Origin of the sequence: Psychrobacter immobilis, from assembly GCF_904846185.1 — a bacterium.
GTDB lineage: Bacteria > Pseudomonadota > Gammaproteobacteria > Pseudomonadales > Moraxellaceae > Psychrobacter > Psychrobacter immobilis_B.
The window spans coordinates 172,327-188,163 of record NZ_CAJGZQ010000005.1 but is presented as its reverse complement, the minus strand read 5'-3'; the positions used below and the strand labels follow the sequence as shown (position 1 = coordinate 188,163).

General features: G+C 44.1%; 14 protein-coding genes. 9 read left to right on the top strand and 5 right to left on the bottom strand.

Annotation, left to right across the window (positions count from 1 at the left end; all coding sequences use genetic code 11):
- The first annotated feature begins 231 nt into the window (after positions 1-231).
- The 9 genes from JMW94_RS04375 (at position 232) to purF (ending at position 9,373) form a co-directional block, all read left to right on the top strand.
- Positions 232-816: a nitroreductase gene (locus JMW94_RS04375; protein ID WP_413786182.1), complete on the top strand. Its 585-nt coding sequence runs from the start codon at positions 232-234 to the stop codon at positions 814-816.
- A 185-nt stretch (positions 817-1,001) separates the two neighbouring features.
- Entirely contained in the window at positions 1,002-2,297 is a 1,296-nt protein-coding gene (locus JMW94_RS04370) for an NAD(P)H-dependent glycerol-3-phosphate dehydrogenase (protein WP_055124195.1), read from the top strand.
- A gap of 84 nt (positions 2,298-2,381) precedes the next feature.
- Positions 2,382-2,840, top strand: a complete 459-nt coding sequence (locus JMW94_RS04365) for a SixA phosphatase family protein (RefSeq protein WP_201601738.1) — start codon at positions 2,382-2,384, stop codon at positions 2,838-2,840.
- Between the two features lie 220 nt (positions 2,841-3,060).
- Positions 3,061-4,317 carry a type II secretion system protein GspL gene (gene gspL / locus JMW94_RS04360; RefSeq protein ID WP_201601735.1) on the top strand — a complete coding sequence of 419 codons (1,257 nt, stop codon included), beginning with the start codon at positions 3,061-3,063 and terminating at the stop codon, positions 4,315-4,317.
- 65 nt (positions 4,318-4,382) lie between these two features.
- Positions 4,383-4,958 (top strand): type II secretion system protein GspM, encoded by a 576-nt coding sequence (gene gspM / locus JMW94_RS04355; protein WP_201601732.1) that lies wholly within the window; start codon positions 4,383-4,385, stop codon positions 4,956-4,958.
- Between the two features lie 165 nt (positions 4,959-5,123).
- On the top strand, positions 5,124-5,669 hold the full coding sequence (locus JMW94_RS04350; protein ID WP_227685412.1) for a DUF4870 family protein: 546 nt from the start codon (positions 5,124-5,126) through the stop codon (positions 5,667-5,669).
- A gap of 182 nt (positions 5,670-5,851) precedes the next feature.
- Entirely contained in the window at positions 5,852-6,886 is a 1,035-nt protein-coding gene (locus JMW94_RS04345) for a quinone-dependent dihydroorotate dehydrogenase (RefSeq protein ID WP_060490895.1), read from the top strand.
- Positions 6,887-7,022: 136 nt separating this feature from the next.
- Positions 7,023-7,520 (top strand): CvpA family protein, encoded by a 498-nt coding sequence (locus JMW94_RS04340; protein WP_045446136.1) that lies wholly within the window; start codon positions 7,023-7,025, stop codon positions 7,518-7,520.
- Between the two features lie 317 nt (positions 7,521-7,837).
- A complete protein-coding gene (gene purF / locus JMW94_RS04335; protein WP_055124190.1) occupies positions 7,838-9,373 on the top strand; it encodes an amidophosphoribosyltransferase in 1,536 nt (511 codons plus the stop codon).
- A 288-nt stretch (positions 9,374-9,661) separates the two neighbouring features.
- Here purF and JMW94_RS04330 read toward each other — a convergent pair whose 3' ends face one another.
- From JMW94_RS04330 to secD, 5 genes are all read right to left on the bottom strand, one after another.
- Complete coding sequence (locus JMW94_RS04330) at positions 9,662-10,027, bottom strand: AzlD domain-containing protein (protein ID WP_201601716.1); 366 nt, start codon at positions 10,025-10,027, stop codon at positions 9,662-9,664.
- Complete coding sequence (locus tag JMW94_RS04325; RefSeq protein WP_227685411.1) at positions 10,017-10,748, bottom strand: AzlC family ABC transporter permease; 732 nt, start codon at positions 10,746-10,748, stop codon at positions 10,017-10,019. The genes JMW94_RS04330 and JMW94_RS04325 overlap by 11 nt, the downstream gene beginning before the upstream one ends.
- Before the next feature lie 141 nt (positions 10,749-10,889).
- Positions 10,890-12,311, bottom strand: coding sequence for an MATE family efflux transporter (locus tag JMW94_RS04320; RefSeq protein WP_201601714.1), 1,422 nt, complete (start codon positions 12,309-12,311; stop codon positions 10,890-10,892).
- A 313-nt stretch (positions 12,312-12,624) separates the two neighbouring features.
- The gene (gene secF, locus JMW94_RS04315) at positions 12,625-13,896 is read right to left on the bottom strand and encodes a protein translocase subunit SecF (RefSeq protein ID WP_045446145.1); all 1,272 of its coding nucleotides are present in this window, start codon (positions 13,894-13,896) and stop codon (positions 12,625-12,627) included.
- A gap of 9 nt (positions 13,897-13,905) precedes the next feature.
- Positions 13,906-15,783 (bottom strand): protein translocase subunit SecD, encoded by a 1,878-nt coding sequence (gene secD / locus JMW94_RS04310; protein WP_201601711.1) that lies wholly within the window; start codon positions 15,781-15,783, stop codon positions 13,906-13,908.
- Between the last annotated feature and the right edge of the window lie 54 nt (positions 15,784-15,837).

Genomic DNA, 15,837 nt, shown 5'->3' with positions numbered 1-15,837 from the left:
ATTCTTGCCTTGTTCATACTCAGGTTTTGGGTTAAAGTTTCACTAAGTCTGTTAAAGTTTGGCATGGTCTGATTCGTCTTAAAAATTACTATTATGCCTTTGCTTTAACAGACTTTTTTGTTTTTTTGTCGTGTGCAGAGATAAAAAGATAATAATAAATAAGGAGCGGTAATGACTATATCCGACAAAAATGATAAAAAACTGTCGACCAAAGACATCACCACAGACAGTATGCCGATTAGCAGTGAAGAAATGATTGGTTGGATCAACTCAAGGCGCAGTATGGGTAATTTGGATTTGCCCGCACCGACACATGCCCAAATCGAAACAGCGATTGAGTGTGCGGCGACAGCGCCAGATCATAAAAAACTGCGTCCATGGCGTTTTATAGTGACACAGGGGGACGCCCGTCATGAATTGGGCAATGCCTTGGTCGCAGCGGCTCAAGCAAAAGCGGTGCAAGAGGGTGAAACGCTGTCCGAAAAGGACATCGCAAAAACTCAGGCCATGCCATTAAGAGCGCCCATCATCATCACGGTTGTCACAAAAATACAAGCGCACAAAAAAGTTCCTCCTTTTGAACAAATGCTAAGTGCGGGAGCGGCGGTACAAAACCTGATTTTGGCGCTAAAAGCCCAAGGTTTTAGTACAGTGTGGCGTACGGGACTGCTATGTAATGAACCTGCTGTTAAATCATATTTTGACGTTGGTCCAGATGATTATGTGACGGCGTTTGTTTATACTGGCACCAGCCCCAAAAATGAACCCGCCCGTAAACCGATTGATATCGAGTCTTTAGTGCGATTTGAGTCATAATATATCTAAGCGCTGTTTAGTGGCGCTTTTCTCTTGACGAATACCGCTCTCTAAAAAGACAGTCGGTCGTTTAGCAAAAAGATAGATAGCCTCAATACTCTAAAGCTCTAAAGCGTCATAAGTCATGATAAATAAACCATGATAAATTCTATTAATAATAAATCAGCCAATACGGATAACAGCAAATGACCAGCCCTAATGATAGCAATAAAGACATCAGTAGCGATAATACTGAGGTGAATACGAATGCCCCTGAAAAGCAAAACAGTCTGCTGGCAGGTATCATCGAACGTGCTACCAAATCGGGTATTGGTCGTAAAAAACTCAATCCTAGCGCGGTAGAATCAGCAGTGGCAAAAAACATGGCGGATATTCACAGCAATCCTACCAAGCTACGTTTGGCGTTTTTAGGCGGTGGTAGTTTTGGTACAGCAATGGCAAACTTGGCTGCACGCAATGGCTGTGATACCACGCTGTGGGTACGTAACAAGCGTACGGTAAAGGCGATGGTAAAAACGCAGACCAATAAAAAATATTTACCAGGTTATAAGCTTGATGACAGCCTTAAGTACAGCCATGACTTGGCAGCAGCCGTCAAAGACAAAGATATCGTTTTTATTGCGGTGCCTGGTTTGGCTTTTCGTGAGACCCTAAAGAATATTGCACCATTTATCAGTGGTCAGTCTATTGTGTCATTGACCAAAGGTATGGAAAAAGATACTTTTGCCATGATGAGCGACATTATTAAAGATGAGCTACCTGAAGTGAATTTTGGTGTCATGTCGGGGCCAAACCTTGCGATAGAGATTATGAAAAACATGCCATCAGCGACCGTTATTGCTAGTGAGTCTGAGCCATTGCGCCATGCCGTACAAGCCGCGCTACATAGTGCGTTTTTTCGAGTGTTTGCCAGTGATGATGTCAAAGGTGTGGAGCTTGGCGGTGCGCTAAAGAATATCTATGCGATTGCCATGGGAATGGCGGCGGCCTATGATGTCGGCGAAAATACCAAAGCGATGATATTGACTCGTGCTTTGGCAGAGATGAGCCGCTTTGGGGTTGAGGCGGGTGCGAATCCGCTTACCTTCTTAGGATTGTCTGGTGTGGGTGATTTATACGCCACTTGTAGCTCAGAGCTCAGTCGTAACTATCGTATCGGCAACATGCTCGGTCGCGGTATGAGTATTGAGGCCGCGGTGAAAAAACTCGGTCAAACGGCTGAAGGGGTCAATACCATTCAGCAAGTGCATGAGAAAGCCACCAAAGAAGGCATCTACATGCCTATTACCCATGCATTGTATGCGGTCATTTATGAAGATAAAGCAGCACTAGGTGTGGCGTTACATCTCATGGAAGCGGGCTTCCGTAGTGATGTTGAATTTGTAATGGCACATGATCATAGTAATGCGGCGCTAACTGCGCAGATGAAGACGTCAAGCGATAGCACTGATGATGAAAGCGGCGATACTGACAGTAAGTAAAAACCCCAATGTTAAATGATGACGTTGTTCTAAGAATGATTATTCTGCAAACAACGTCATCATGACAATGCATAAAGGAAGGTTATGAAAATTATACTAGTACGTCATGGTCAAGCAGAAGATGAGTCGCGCCCAGACAGCGCGCGCCAGTTAACTGACTTTGGTCAACAGCAAGCAATGCAGACGGCAGAGTATGTGATGACTCACTATCATCCTGATTATTTTGTCGTCAGTCCCTATGATAGAGCGCAGCAGACGCTAGCAGCATTTCAAACGCGCGCGCCCAAGGTTCCAGCAATCGTACAGGAAAATATCACGCCTTCTGATGATGCGCGTCAAGCTTTAATAGATATTGCGAATATTGACGCTGAGTGTCTGGTAGTGGTGTGTCATATGTCTATCGTTGCTTATATCGCTGGTCTATTAACCGGTGATTATCCTGAATCATTTTCTCTTGCAGAAGCAAGGGTGTTTGAGATGGACTTTGTAATGGCAGGTATGGCAAAAGAGATTGATCGTTTTTTGCCTGAGCAGCCGTATTGAGATTAGGTCGAATCGTCAGTGATACTGTTGACACTTAGTCTATTGACGCTTAGTGGTGTTAAACTGGCTAAATAAGGGTTGGCTACTAAAATTTCAGTCGCCAATGCATCAGGTTTTAGCTATTACAGGAGAACAATGATGATAGCAGACCAACCTGCATCAGCATGAAGTTGTCTGAATCTTACCTTTAAAACAGCTTTAATAATTAAGGACACGCTTAGTGTTACATGTTTGGTTACGAGCGCAGCATAGCCCGCTAGCTGTCTGGCATGAAGATATTCAGCAGTGGCAAACGGTTGATGGTTGGCAACAGCTACAAACAATCTATGGCAATTATAAAACCAATGCACAGAAGACTTTGTGTCTATATTTTCCATCAAGCCATATATTGCAGGTAGATACTGAGCTGAATGCGACTCAGCTTAAACAGCTGGGCAATAGCGGCAAGCAATACTTGTTTGAAGAGACATCCTTGACCCCTGTTGAGCAATTGGCGATTCGGCAAATCAATGAAGCCGATAATCACCAACTGTATGCACTGGCGCAAAGCGATATCGAGTCATGGCAGCAGAGTGTTAAGCTTGCTGGCATGAGCATAACGGCGTTACTGCCTGATTTTTTATTGCTGCCAACGCCGGATGAAGGGGCAGGCCAGCAAGTAACACTGTATCAAGATGAGCACACCATGCTACTGCGTCAGTCATTGCGACAAGGTATGGCTGTCAGTTATTTGCCCTTAATTTTTGAACGTTTCCCGCATTTAAGTGAAGTGAATATATTGCCGCTCATAACGGCTTTAGATGATCTTTCAAAGCCAACAAATTCGTCAATGCCCACGAGCTTTATGGCACAAACGGCCGCGCTTGTTGCAGATCACCAGTTATTATTAACCACATTGACCACGCCGCCCAAGCCTGTTGACAGCCCTGAGCGTCACGCGCTTAACTTCTTTATTAAATCAACAGACTCAAAGCTCTCACCGTATTTGCGTGTGGCAGCGATGGTCGCGTTATCGGCACTGGTATTACAGATGGCGACCGATGGCCTGCAGTGGTATCAGTACAATAAGGCGGCGGTAGCGACCAAAGCTGAGATTGCGGCGCAGTATCAAGCTTGGTTTCCAAACGAGCCATTAAGCTCGCGCACCAAACTGCAAGTGCAATTGCAACCAAAGCTACGCAGTGACAGCCAAGCACCAGCCTCTCATATGGCAGCATTGACTCGCATATCCCCGTTAATCAAGCAGTCTTCACTGCGGGCGCAAGCGTTAGTGATGGATCCATCAGCACTCAGCTTTACCTTGATTGCCCCTGATCGTAATAGTCTTGATAAATTTACGAGCACACTTGTTGCGCAGGGTTTAAATGCCAAGCTTGCACAGGTAAACAGTAATGAACAAGGGCAGTTTAGTGGTCAAGTTACGGTGAATATCGTAGAAAATAATGACACGACGCAAACCAATGTAGCGGCATCATAATTTATTTGCCAACTAGGCAGTGGTAATAAATAGGCAGTGGTAATAAAAGTCAAAAAGGTTGGAAAATGAAACGATTGCAGCGCCGCACCAAACGTAATAACATCACGCCAGAGACCAGTAACAGTATTGGAACCAATGTGCTGTCAACGCGTGTAAATAATTTCCAACAGATGCTATCGTTACGCTGGCAGGCACTTTCGCCGCGTGATCAGTTGGCATTGGCCGTACTGTCTATTTTCTTATTATTGTTCATTGGTGGCTATGGCGGTTATAGTATTCATCAAGCGGCAAACGACAGTAAGCGCGACTATCAAGAGCAAGTGGCTGATTACTTTTGGTTGCGTGCCCAAGCGGGCAATATCGATAGTAATGCGATCAATGCGGCAAACACGGCGGATGGTGAAGCCGCCATGCCACCTGCCAATGCTATCAGTGTATTGTTAAATAACTCAGGTATTGCCAACGCCCAAGTCGTTGCGACGGGTGATGCCGTGCAACTGAGCTTCAATCATGCCAGTCAAGCAGTGGTAAGCACCGCACTTGGAAAGCTGGAGCAGCAAGGTTGGCAGTTCAGTCAGCTATCGATACAGCAAGACTTGGTTACCAAAGCCATTCAAGTACAAGCGACTGTCACCTCATAAATCGATATGCTGTGGAAACTGGAAGTATTTTACTCCTTATCTACTATTGCCCCAAATTAACTGATCATCAGTTTCTAAAATAGCCATTTGTCATTAGTGTCATTGAAAAATTGCACTTTTGACACAATTAATTAACTATCACACAGCCAGAGATGGATATTTAAGATGAATCAATCTTCTGATCGCAAACCTGAGACGCATAGCCATCAGCAGACCAGAACTGCTGAACACCAGAGTAATGCGTCAGTTGAAGCTGCATTTGATCATGAAATGACTCAGCAAAGGCAGAGCTATGGGGCGAGTGACAATATGAGCACTGGTAAGCGCCGTTCTTTAATCACTTATAATCACATTACTTATTTTTTATACGTAATCAGCTATTTTACCGCTGGATTACTGTGGGTTGTACCAATTGTGATGAACTATGCGAAGCGCCATGACGCAGAGGGTTCGTGGTTGTCCACGCATTTCGATTGGCAGATTAAGACCTTTTGGTATAGCATCGTGTTTTTCTTCTTAGGCATCATTATCATTACCTTTGCATTAGGGGGGTTTGGCATCAGTATGCTGGCTGATAGTAATAATATTGCCATTGGTTCGGTATTATTAGCGGTATTTGGCCTGCTAATCATGATTTTTACCTTCATATGGCATCTTTATCGTATCGTCCGTGGTTGGATAGCCCTGACGGATGGTCGTCCTGTACCTTAGGGACTGTAGAATACATCTGTCAGCTCCTTAGCCAATATGTAGGTATAGCTATTAGTACTCTAATACAGAAATTTAGCGCATGAAACTTTGCTCTTATTTCTGTTAAGCTGATATAATCGCAGCGCTTGATTTTATTCTTACTATTCACTCACTATTTCTTTCGAGCAGGGTCTGCCATTACTATGTCTTATGCCTTACTTCGCCCTTTTTTGTTTAAGATGGATCCAGAGCACGCCCACGAGATGACCTTATCTTTATTAGATAAAGCTCATAAAGCACGTGTTTTAGGTTTGGTATACGGTCAGTCAATGCAGCCCACAGACTGCATGGGCTTGCAATTCACCAATCCGGTCGGCCTAGCGGCAGGACTGGATAAAAATGGTGATTATATCGATGCGTTGGCTGAGCTGGGCTTTGGTTTTATAGAAGTGGGCACGGTCACGCCAAGACCGCAAATAGGCAATGATAAGCCAAGGTTGTTTAGAATCAAGCAAGCGGATGCTATCATCAATCGAATGGGTTTCAATAACCAAGGTATCGATTATCTGATTGAAAACGTCAAGCGCTGTCAATACAAAGGCAATATTGGGATTAATATTGGTAAAAATGCCGATACACCAGTAGAGCAAGCCGCCGATGATTATGTCTATTGTTTAGAGCGTGCTTATCCGCATGCCTCCTATATCACCGTTAATATCTCCTCACCAAATACTAAGAATCTGCGTGATTTACAAAGTGGCGAGGCATTGACTCAGCTTTTGGATACGATTAAAAATCGTCACAGCCAATTAGCCACTGAATATGGTTTTTATGTGCCACTGGTATTGAAAGTTGCGCCTGATCTAGAGCCGCTACAAGTGGACTATATCTCGCAGCAATTGCTCGATTTTGAGATTGATGGGTTGATTGCGACCAATACAACGTTGAGCCGTGTTGGTGTTGAAGATTTACCTGATGGTGAGCAAGCAGGTGGTCTATCCGGTCGCCCAGTCAGCCACATTAGTACCCAAATTTTACAACAGTTCTCCGATCAGCTAGATGGTAAAGTCGCTTTAATAGGCGTCGGCGGTATTGACAGTGGTGCAAAAGCCGTCAAAAAAATCGAAGCGGGTGCAGATATGGTGCAGCTCTATACGGGGCTCATTTATCGTGGTCCTGGGCTGGTACAGTCTTGTATTCAAGCAATCGGTGGCTATTACGACGCGATGGAGCTATAGCGGATTAATGTCCCTAGCTCATTACCTATCAGATGCACAAGACGACTGTATTTTGAGCTGAGTCATAAAAGATTAATATGTCACAAAAACGAAAGTAAACATCCGATAAAAATCAATAAGGTATGAGGCGTAGAACATGAGTGGTCTGGATATCGTGATTGCTATTGTTGTTTTGATCGGCTTATGGCGCGGCTTTCAAGTCGGATTGATTAAAACAGCCGTTGGTTTAGTCGGTTGGTTTATTGCCCTGATCGCTGCCACACGTTTGGCAGGAGTGGTTTCGCCGCAACTATCAGGCATGGTACAAAACCCTGTTTTACAAATGGCAATGGCATTTTTATTGGTAGTGATAATCATATTGGCCATTATGCACTTAGTGGCGTTTGTATTCTCAGGCGTGCTTAAAACCTTACGCTTGGGTGTCGTTGACAAAATGGCAGGCGGTGTACTGGGTGCTGCTAAAAATGTACTGATGGTCTTAGTTGTGCTTAGCGTCAGTGCGCCGTTATTGGTGCAAATGCCACAATGGCAAACGTCAGTGCTCGCACCTGAGCTATTGCCTTATGCCCCGATGGGTAAAGCGTTGGTCTCAGATGTGTTAGGTATGGCTTGGGATCAAGTCAATCAGTCGTAAGTATTTTTACGGTTAACCTTTAATGTCTCAATGATTCGATGCTGATAGCTTGGGTTTGTGGTGCTAGAGGTTATCGCTTCTATCATATCCTCTTTGTAAGTTATCCTTGATAAAAAATTATTTAATCGCATTTAGAGACCACAAATGCCAATAAATGGGGCATTTTGTTAATAGTCAAAAGATAAATATTCGTTAAATTCTGAACAACAATCATCAGGTCGTCGGTGAGTAACAGTAGGCATTTTTGATAATCTACTGTTAGCAGTCTTGCCACTATTGTAGTACTAATTAATGAGTCAAAATAGGATATAGCTATTATGTGTGGAGTCATTGGAGTTGCAGCTCACGAACCAGTCAATCAGATTCTTTATGACGGTTTGACGATGCTACAGCATCGTGGGCAAGATGCAGCGGGTATTGTCACTTTGCAAGATGGACGACTCTATCTACGTAAAGAAAATGGCATGGTGCGTGACGTATTTATGAATCGTCATATGATGAAACTGGTTGGTAAGTTCGGTATCGGTCACGTTCGTTACCCAACAGCAGGCACGTCAAGCAGTGCCGAAGCTCAACCATTTTATGTCAACTCACCTTATGGTATTACCCTTGCACACAATGGTAACTTGACCAATGCTGAGAGTTTAGCCAAGTCTTTATACATCGAAGATCGCCGACATCTTAATACCGATTCAGATTCAGAAGTATTGCTAAACGTACTTGCCCATGAAATGCAAAACTTGGGTAAAACCAAAGCAACGCCTGCTGATATCTTTGAAGCAGTCACGGCTGTATATGGTCGCGTCGAAGGCGCTTATGGCGTGGTCGCTTTGATTACTGGTCATGGTTTGCTCGCATTTCGTGATCCGAACGGTATTCGTCCGCTTATTTTTGGTAAGCGCATGGCACCGAATGGCGGCACCGAGTACATGGTTGCCTCAGAGTCAGTTGCACTGACAGGATCAGGATTTAGTATTATCCGTGATGTCAAACCTGGCGAAGCCATATTCATTGATTTAGATCATAAATTACACACTCATCAGTGTGTTGAGCAGCAAGAATACACGCCTTGTATCTTCGAATATGTGTATTTTGCCCGTCCAGATTCTATCATGGACAACATCTCAGTTTACAAAGCACGCTTACGTATGGGTGAAAAGCTGGCTGATAAAATCCTTGCTGAATGGGGTGAAGATCACGATATCGATGTGGTGATTCCTATTCCAGATACCTCACGTACGTCAGCGATGGAGCTGGCACTAAAAATGAATATTAAGTACCGTGAAGGGTTTATGAAAAACCGCTATATCGGTCGTACCTTTATCATGCCAGGTCAACAACAACGTAAAAAATCAGTTCGTCAAAAACTCAGCGCCGTACCACTTGAGTTCAAAGGTAAAAACGTATTGTTGGTTGATGATTCTATCGTTCGTGGTACCACTTGCCATGAAATCATCCAAATGGCACGCGATGCTGGTGCAAATAAAGTATTTTTTGCTAGCGCCGCGCCACCGGTTAAATATCCAAACGTCTATGGTATCGATATGCCAGTACGCAGTGAGCTTATTGCCTCAGGTCATACGGTAGAAGAAGTACGCGATATCATCGGTGCTGATAGATTGATTTTCCAAGATTTGGACGACTTGATTGATGCGGTAAAAGATACCAAGTACAGCAAAGTTGAAGGTTTTGATTGTGCCGTATTTAATGGTTGCTACATCACTGGGCAGATCAATGAAGCGTATCTTGAGCACTTACAAGAGCAGCGCAATGACACTGCCAAAACAGGTAAAAAAGGCGTACAGATAGTGGCTGATACCCCAGTTGATATGATGGGCGTCGAAGAGCTTTAAGCTATCAATTTCTTAAAAGTATCAGTTTTTTGCAGCACTGTTAGAAAGTAAAAGGCTGGATTCTCATAAGAATCCAGCCTTTTTTTTATTTTAAATATAGTTCAATTACAGGGTTTAAAATTATTCATATGAACTATAGTCAGAGCACTTTTAAACCGCTACGGTGTTACCCGCCCTAGATGTACTCAGTGTACTATCTGCGGTCGGTCGCCTTGTAGCGATTCTAAAATTCCTTGACTATAGAAGCTGTTATCCATTCACGTGTTTATCAGTTTTCTACGACACGCCCTAGTATCCACTTAAAAAATTAGTAAATACCCATAGTAAGCCATTAATGGCAGCGATGCCAACGACCATACTGACTAATAATTGACGGCTGATATGATAAACAAACAACACCAAAATAAGGGCACCAATTTGTGCCATCAATAAATGGAGTTCAGCGTTATTTAGCCTAGTCATTGCCGATAAATTTTGATAAGAAAGGCTGGTCAAAATAAGCAATACCATGACTGATAGTGGCAAGCTCTCATTGAGCCGATGCAGCCAAGGTGTGTCTAACAGCTTTCTGGGTATTAATGCAGGTAGCGCGCGGGTAATAAAGGTCACGGCGGCCATCGCAAACGTTGCGAAAATAAGGTAACTACTGGTCATTGTTGGCTCCCGTTATATTACGCTGCGTCCAAAACCCACGCGCTAAAATCAATAGCATACAAATGGTGATCGCCACCAATAACAACCAATTACTAGTAAATAAGGAGGCCACCACTAAAGAAATGACAGCAATAGCAATGGGGAAATAACGTTTGATGCTTTGAAACTGCTCATAAGCTAAGATTGCAAACAGACAGACTAAGGCAAAATCCAAATGTGGTACCAAATCGCTCAGAGTACTGCCGATCATGACACCAACTGTGCTTGCTAATACCCACCAGCTTTGATTAAATAAGCTCAATGGTAGTATCAAAGCTTGTCTTGACTCATTGGGTAAACTGGTCATAACAGAGAAAGTTTCATCAGTCAGGGCAAATAGGCAATAGGTTTTGGCAAGCTTATGTTCTGGTAGGTATTGCAATAATGGCATACCATAAAATACATGACGTAAATTAATAGCGGCAATATTGGTTGCGATGCTACCAATCGGTAAACCAGCGCTCAGCATTGGCAAACAAGCATATTGAGCGGCGCCCGCATACAGTACAACACTCAACATAATCGTTGCCCACACAGGGATGCCGGCAACTTGTGCCAGCACACCAAAGGCGATACCCGCAGGTAAATAGCCCATCGCCACAGGTAGACTTTTTTTGAAACCCGCCGCCCAGTCGTAGCTGGTCTCATGCTGTTGATGTAATTCTTTTGAATGAGTAGTCACATGACATCCTAATTTTTGCTGTTTTTTGGTTATTATTAATATTTTACTGAAAAATTAATGTTAGAAAACTGGTTTTAAAATGAAGCCTAGCCCGAACAATGGCAAAAACACCCCAGAAAAAATACACTTAATCGAAGAACATTACACAGTCGGCTGGAGTTTTTCATAGCTGGCTGTTTGATGAGCTCGGTACAAGAAGCCACCCAAAATAATCAGCCGAAGTAATAACAAACACCACACGCTTAGCCAAATACCAGTCATATCCCACTGTTGGTAGAGCACCCAGCTAAGTGGAAAAAAGATAGCGGCGAGTATCAAAGCTGCGTTACGAATCACATTGCCGGCAGTTAAGCCAAAAAATATACCATCTAGCCAATAGGCACCAACGCCAAAGAGAGGTAGTAATACCGCATAAAGATGGTACTCATATGCCAGCGTAAAAACGGACTCGATATTGGTCATAAATTGCAAATATGTAGGCATCGCAAGCCACCATATAGCACTTAACATTATGGCTAAACCATAACTGACAATACTGGTACGCTTGACGATAGTACGAAAACGTGGCCAATCCCGTCGTCCTGCTGCTTGACCGCTTAACGTCTCAGCCGATACCGCCACGCCATCAAGAGCAAAGGCTGAGATACTTAATACTTGAAGCAAAATAGCGTTGGCGGCTAGGATGACGTCACCACTTTGAGCCGACAAGCGGGTAATCCAAGCGAAACTCAACGTCAAGATCAGAGTACGGATAAAAATATCTTTATTTAATGAAAATAGCCTAAGCATTTTTTCTTTAGAAAAATGTTGCTTGTCGGCAGTGAATAAGGCTTGCCAAGATATTTGCAAATGCTGACGGCTGAGCCACAACGCTAATATCACGCCCAGCCAAAAGGCAATAGTGGTTCCTAACGCCACCCCAACCAAGCCCATCTGCATCCCGTAGACAAAAAACAAGGTCAGAACGATATTCAGCATGGCGATAAAGCCTTGCTGGTAAAGCATGTAGCGAGTCTTACCTTGACCAGCAAACCAACCAATAAAGGCAAAGTTCATTAGCTCAGCGATGACGCCCCAAAAGCGTACATCCAAATAAGCCTTTGCCGCTTGCCCACTTTCGGGGTTGGCCGATAGGGCTTGCAAGCCAAAATCTATCAACCAAGGCTTTGCCAATAACAGAATGCTACCGATAGCAAACGCTAATAACAAGGCACGTTGCAAGATTGATAGTAGGGGTGATGAGGTTGGGCTTGACGATTTTGTGATATGAGTAGAATTATCAACATGATTGGCCGATTGTCCTAGCGCTTGAGCCGATAGCCCAGATGAGGCATATTGCAAAAAGTTAAAACTCACGAGTAATAAAGACAGTAACTGTATCGCCAAGCCCATCCCGGCAAGTTTAGCCGTGTCATTCATATTACCTACGATCGCGGTATCGATGACGCTTTGTAGTGGCATGGCTAGGTTGGCCAATAACACGGGCAACGCAATAGCAATGATACGTGTATAGCGAGTATCAATCGGTGGCATAGCACTAGGTGGCGAGGTGGTCATTGGCATTTTTGGCTCGTTTATCGTTGAAAAACAAGAAGGGCAGAGTTAATGTCATTAACGCTATGACATTACCGTATAGTCAATTCACTATAAAGGCGTTACGGCGTTAACCTTACTTGAAGTATGTCTTATATATTTGTACTGTGTTGCCTTGACTCTGTTTTAAATGGAGTTAGCTCTAGTAGGTGTGATATTCAAGGCAAAAATAGCTACAAAGACAAAAGCACCTAGACTCATTATTCACGAGTCAGGTGCTTTTTTTGATGCTTGCTTAAATACTATCTTAGCTAGCGATTAGCTTGAGAAAGTATAAAATTTATTAAGCATTGTCTTGTTCAAACATTTTTGGATCATTGAACGTGACAATTTCTTCTTCAAACTCTGGTTTTACTTTTACAATAAAGTCATCGCGTGATAGACCCATACGTAATGGAATCGAGCTTGCAATATACGTTGATGAGTAAGTACCAGCAAGCAGACCAATGAAGAGCGCTACTGAGAACCAATATAGTCCATCACCGCCTAAGAATAGCATGGCAAGTACGACCAGTAAAACAGTAGAAATGGTCATAATGGTACGGCGCAGCGTCTCTGTCAAAGACAAATCAATTGTCTGGCGCGGCGTGATACCACGGACACGGCGGAAGTTTTCACGGATACGGTCATAAACAACAATCGTATCGTTCAGTGAGTAACCAATCAATGCCAAAATAGCAGCCAATACGGTTAAGTCAAACGGGAAACCAAATAATGCAAAGACCCCGATGGTGACAATCGCGTCATGGAACAGCGATAGTACCGCGCCCAGTGCCAGCTTGAATTGGAAACGTAAGGCAACATAACCAAGCATACAGAGCAATGCTAATACCAGCGACATGACTGAGTTTAAGTAGACTTCGTTACCAACTTGGCTACCAATAATATTAACGTTACTGATTTCAACATTATTATTAGGCAGGGTTAATGCTTTAGTCAGGCTACTGTTAAGACCATCTACGTTATCAGACTGTGGCGGCAGGCGTACGAGGAGTTCTTCTCGTGTACCGAGATACTGTACCACGGCATCATCAAAGCCATTATCGGCCAATGCTTGTACGACTTCAACTTGCTCGACAGGTTGCTCGTAACGCACATCTGCGGACACACCACCCGTAAAATCAAGTCCTAAGTTTAGACCGTTTACTGCAATCGCAATGATACTACCAATAACCATCAATAGAGATAAAAGTGCCATTGGCTTTTCTATCTTCATAAACGGAATAATACGCTGATTGCCAACGGCTTTGATACCGCCTTCAGCGATTGCAGCCGCATCATCAGCGGCATCACCTGATTCTACATCAGGATTGGCTGCTTGGGTGGCCAGTGCTTGACTGTCTTTACCCGCATCCTTACCACTGCTCAGAGCTTTGTCTTTTTTTGATTTAGCGGTAGTTGGGTTATTGGCTTTGGTATTACTACCTTTACCATCACGGCGTGGTTTTTTACGGCGACGTGTGCTGTCGTTATTTACCTCGCTGTTTGAGCCACCTGAACCATTTCGATCTGGATTGTTCTGCTGTTCTAAAGGGTTATTCTTATCGATCGCCATAATGTTCTCCTAACCGATGCTCAAACGTTTGATAGATTTACGCTTACCATAAGCAATTTGTACCAACGCACGTGTGACCAAAATCGCGGTAAACAGTGAGCTGACAATACCAATAGCGAGCGTAATCGCAAAGCCTTTAATCGGACCAGTACCAATCGCAAATAGGATAAATGCGACCAATAAGGTTGTAATGTTGGCATCGAAAATACTACTAAAGGCGCGATCAAAACCTGCCACGATGGCGGATTTGGGCCGTACCCCGTTTGCTAGCTCCTCACGTATTCGCTCAAAGATTAGTACGTTGGCATCAACGGCCATACCGATAGTCAAAACGATACCGGCAATACCAGGCAAGGTAAGCGAAGAGCCTAAGATCGACATAATAGCAATGATGATAATAACGTTCACGGCCAGCGCCACGTTGGCGATCACACCAAACAGACGATAGAAGATAATCATAAATGCAAAGACTAATAGATAACCGACCTGCGTAGAGAATAGACCTTTATCAATATTTTCTTGACCTAATGATGGGCCAATAGTGCGTTCTTCTACAAAGTACATCGGTGCGGCAAGTGCGCCTGAGCGTAGCAGTAGTGCAAGCTCGGCAGCTTCCGCGCTACTATCTAGCCCAGTAATACGGAAAGAGGAGCCAAGGACCGCTTGAATATTGGCACGGTTAATGACTTTAGTCTCAGCATAAGGCGTTCTAACTTCGACAGTTTCGCCAGTCTCTGGATCTTCTTCGTAAGTGATTCTTTGCTTGTTTTCGATGAACAACACGGCCATCTGTTTGCCAACGGCGGTACGAGTGGCATTTTGCATGAGCTTACCACCAGCACTATCTAAAGTAATGCTCACTTCAGGAGAGCCGCTTTCATCCACACCAGTTTGAGCATTGGTGACTTTATCACCCGTGACAATTGCTTGACGTTCAAGCAGTACCGGCGGACCATCAAGTGTCTCAAACGGGAAAGCTTCGGTACCCGCTGGAGGGATGCCGCCCGTATAGTTTTCGCTGTCTTCAGCAACCATACGGAACTCAAGGTTTGCAGTGCGCCCTAAGACACGTTTTGCCTCAGCAGTATCTTGTACGCCAGGAAGCTCGACGACGATACGGCTAGCACCTTGAGATTGTACTAAAGCTTCAGTCACACCAAGCTCAGCAATACGATTGCGAAGGGTGGTTAAGTTCTGATTAACCGCGTAGCTGTTGATTTCATCAAGCGTTGCATCATTGTACGCTAAAATCAGTGCAGGCCCTTGCTCATCAATAGAGGATTGCAAGCTAAACGTATTGCCCATTGAGCCTTGCAAAACATTCTGTGCACGGTTACGAGTATCTGTATCAGCGAAATGTAATACCACACTTCGATCTTCGGTCTTAATGCCTTTGATCGCAACTCGCTCAGCACGTAGCTCGCGACGCATGTCACGACTGGCACTGGTCAAACGCTGTTCAAGCGCCTTGTCCATATCGACTTCTAGTACAAAACGCACACCACCACGTAAATCAAGGCCAAGCTTCATCGGTTTTGCACCGATATCACGTAGCCACTGCGGCGTCGTTTGCGCCAAGTTAAGCGCGACGACATAGTCTTCGCCCAAGTTTTGACGCAGTACTTCCTGAGCTTTGAGCTGATCGACTGGATTGTCAAGACGTACCAGAGCACTGTTGCCCTCAAACGTTCCATCGTGGTTATTGATGCCAGCCTCTTCAAGCAAGCTTTGAGACTCAGTCAAGATACCTTCAGACAGCTGTGTACCTGCAGCGGCGCTTGTAATCTGCACGGCAGGTTCATCAGGATAGAGGTTAGGAGCAGCATATAGACCGGCAATGATTAGCACGACGGCAATAAGTAAGTATTTCCAAGCGGGATATTGCATAATCACTTCTTTAGGTTGATAAACGACTGGCGACGTAGGCCACAAGTTAGCAGA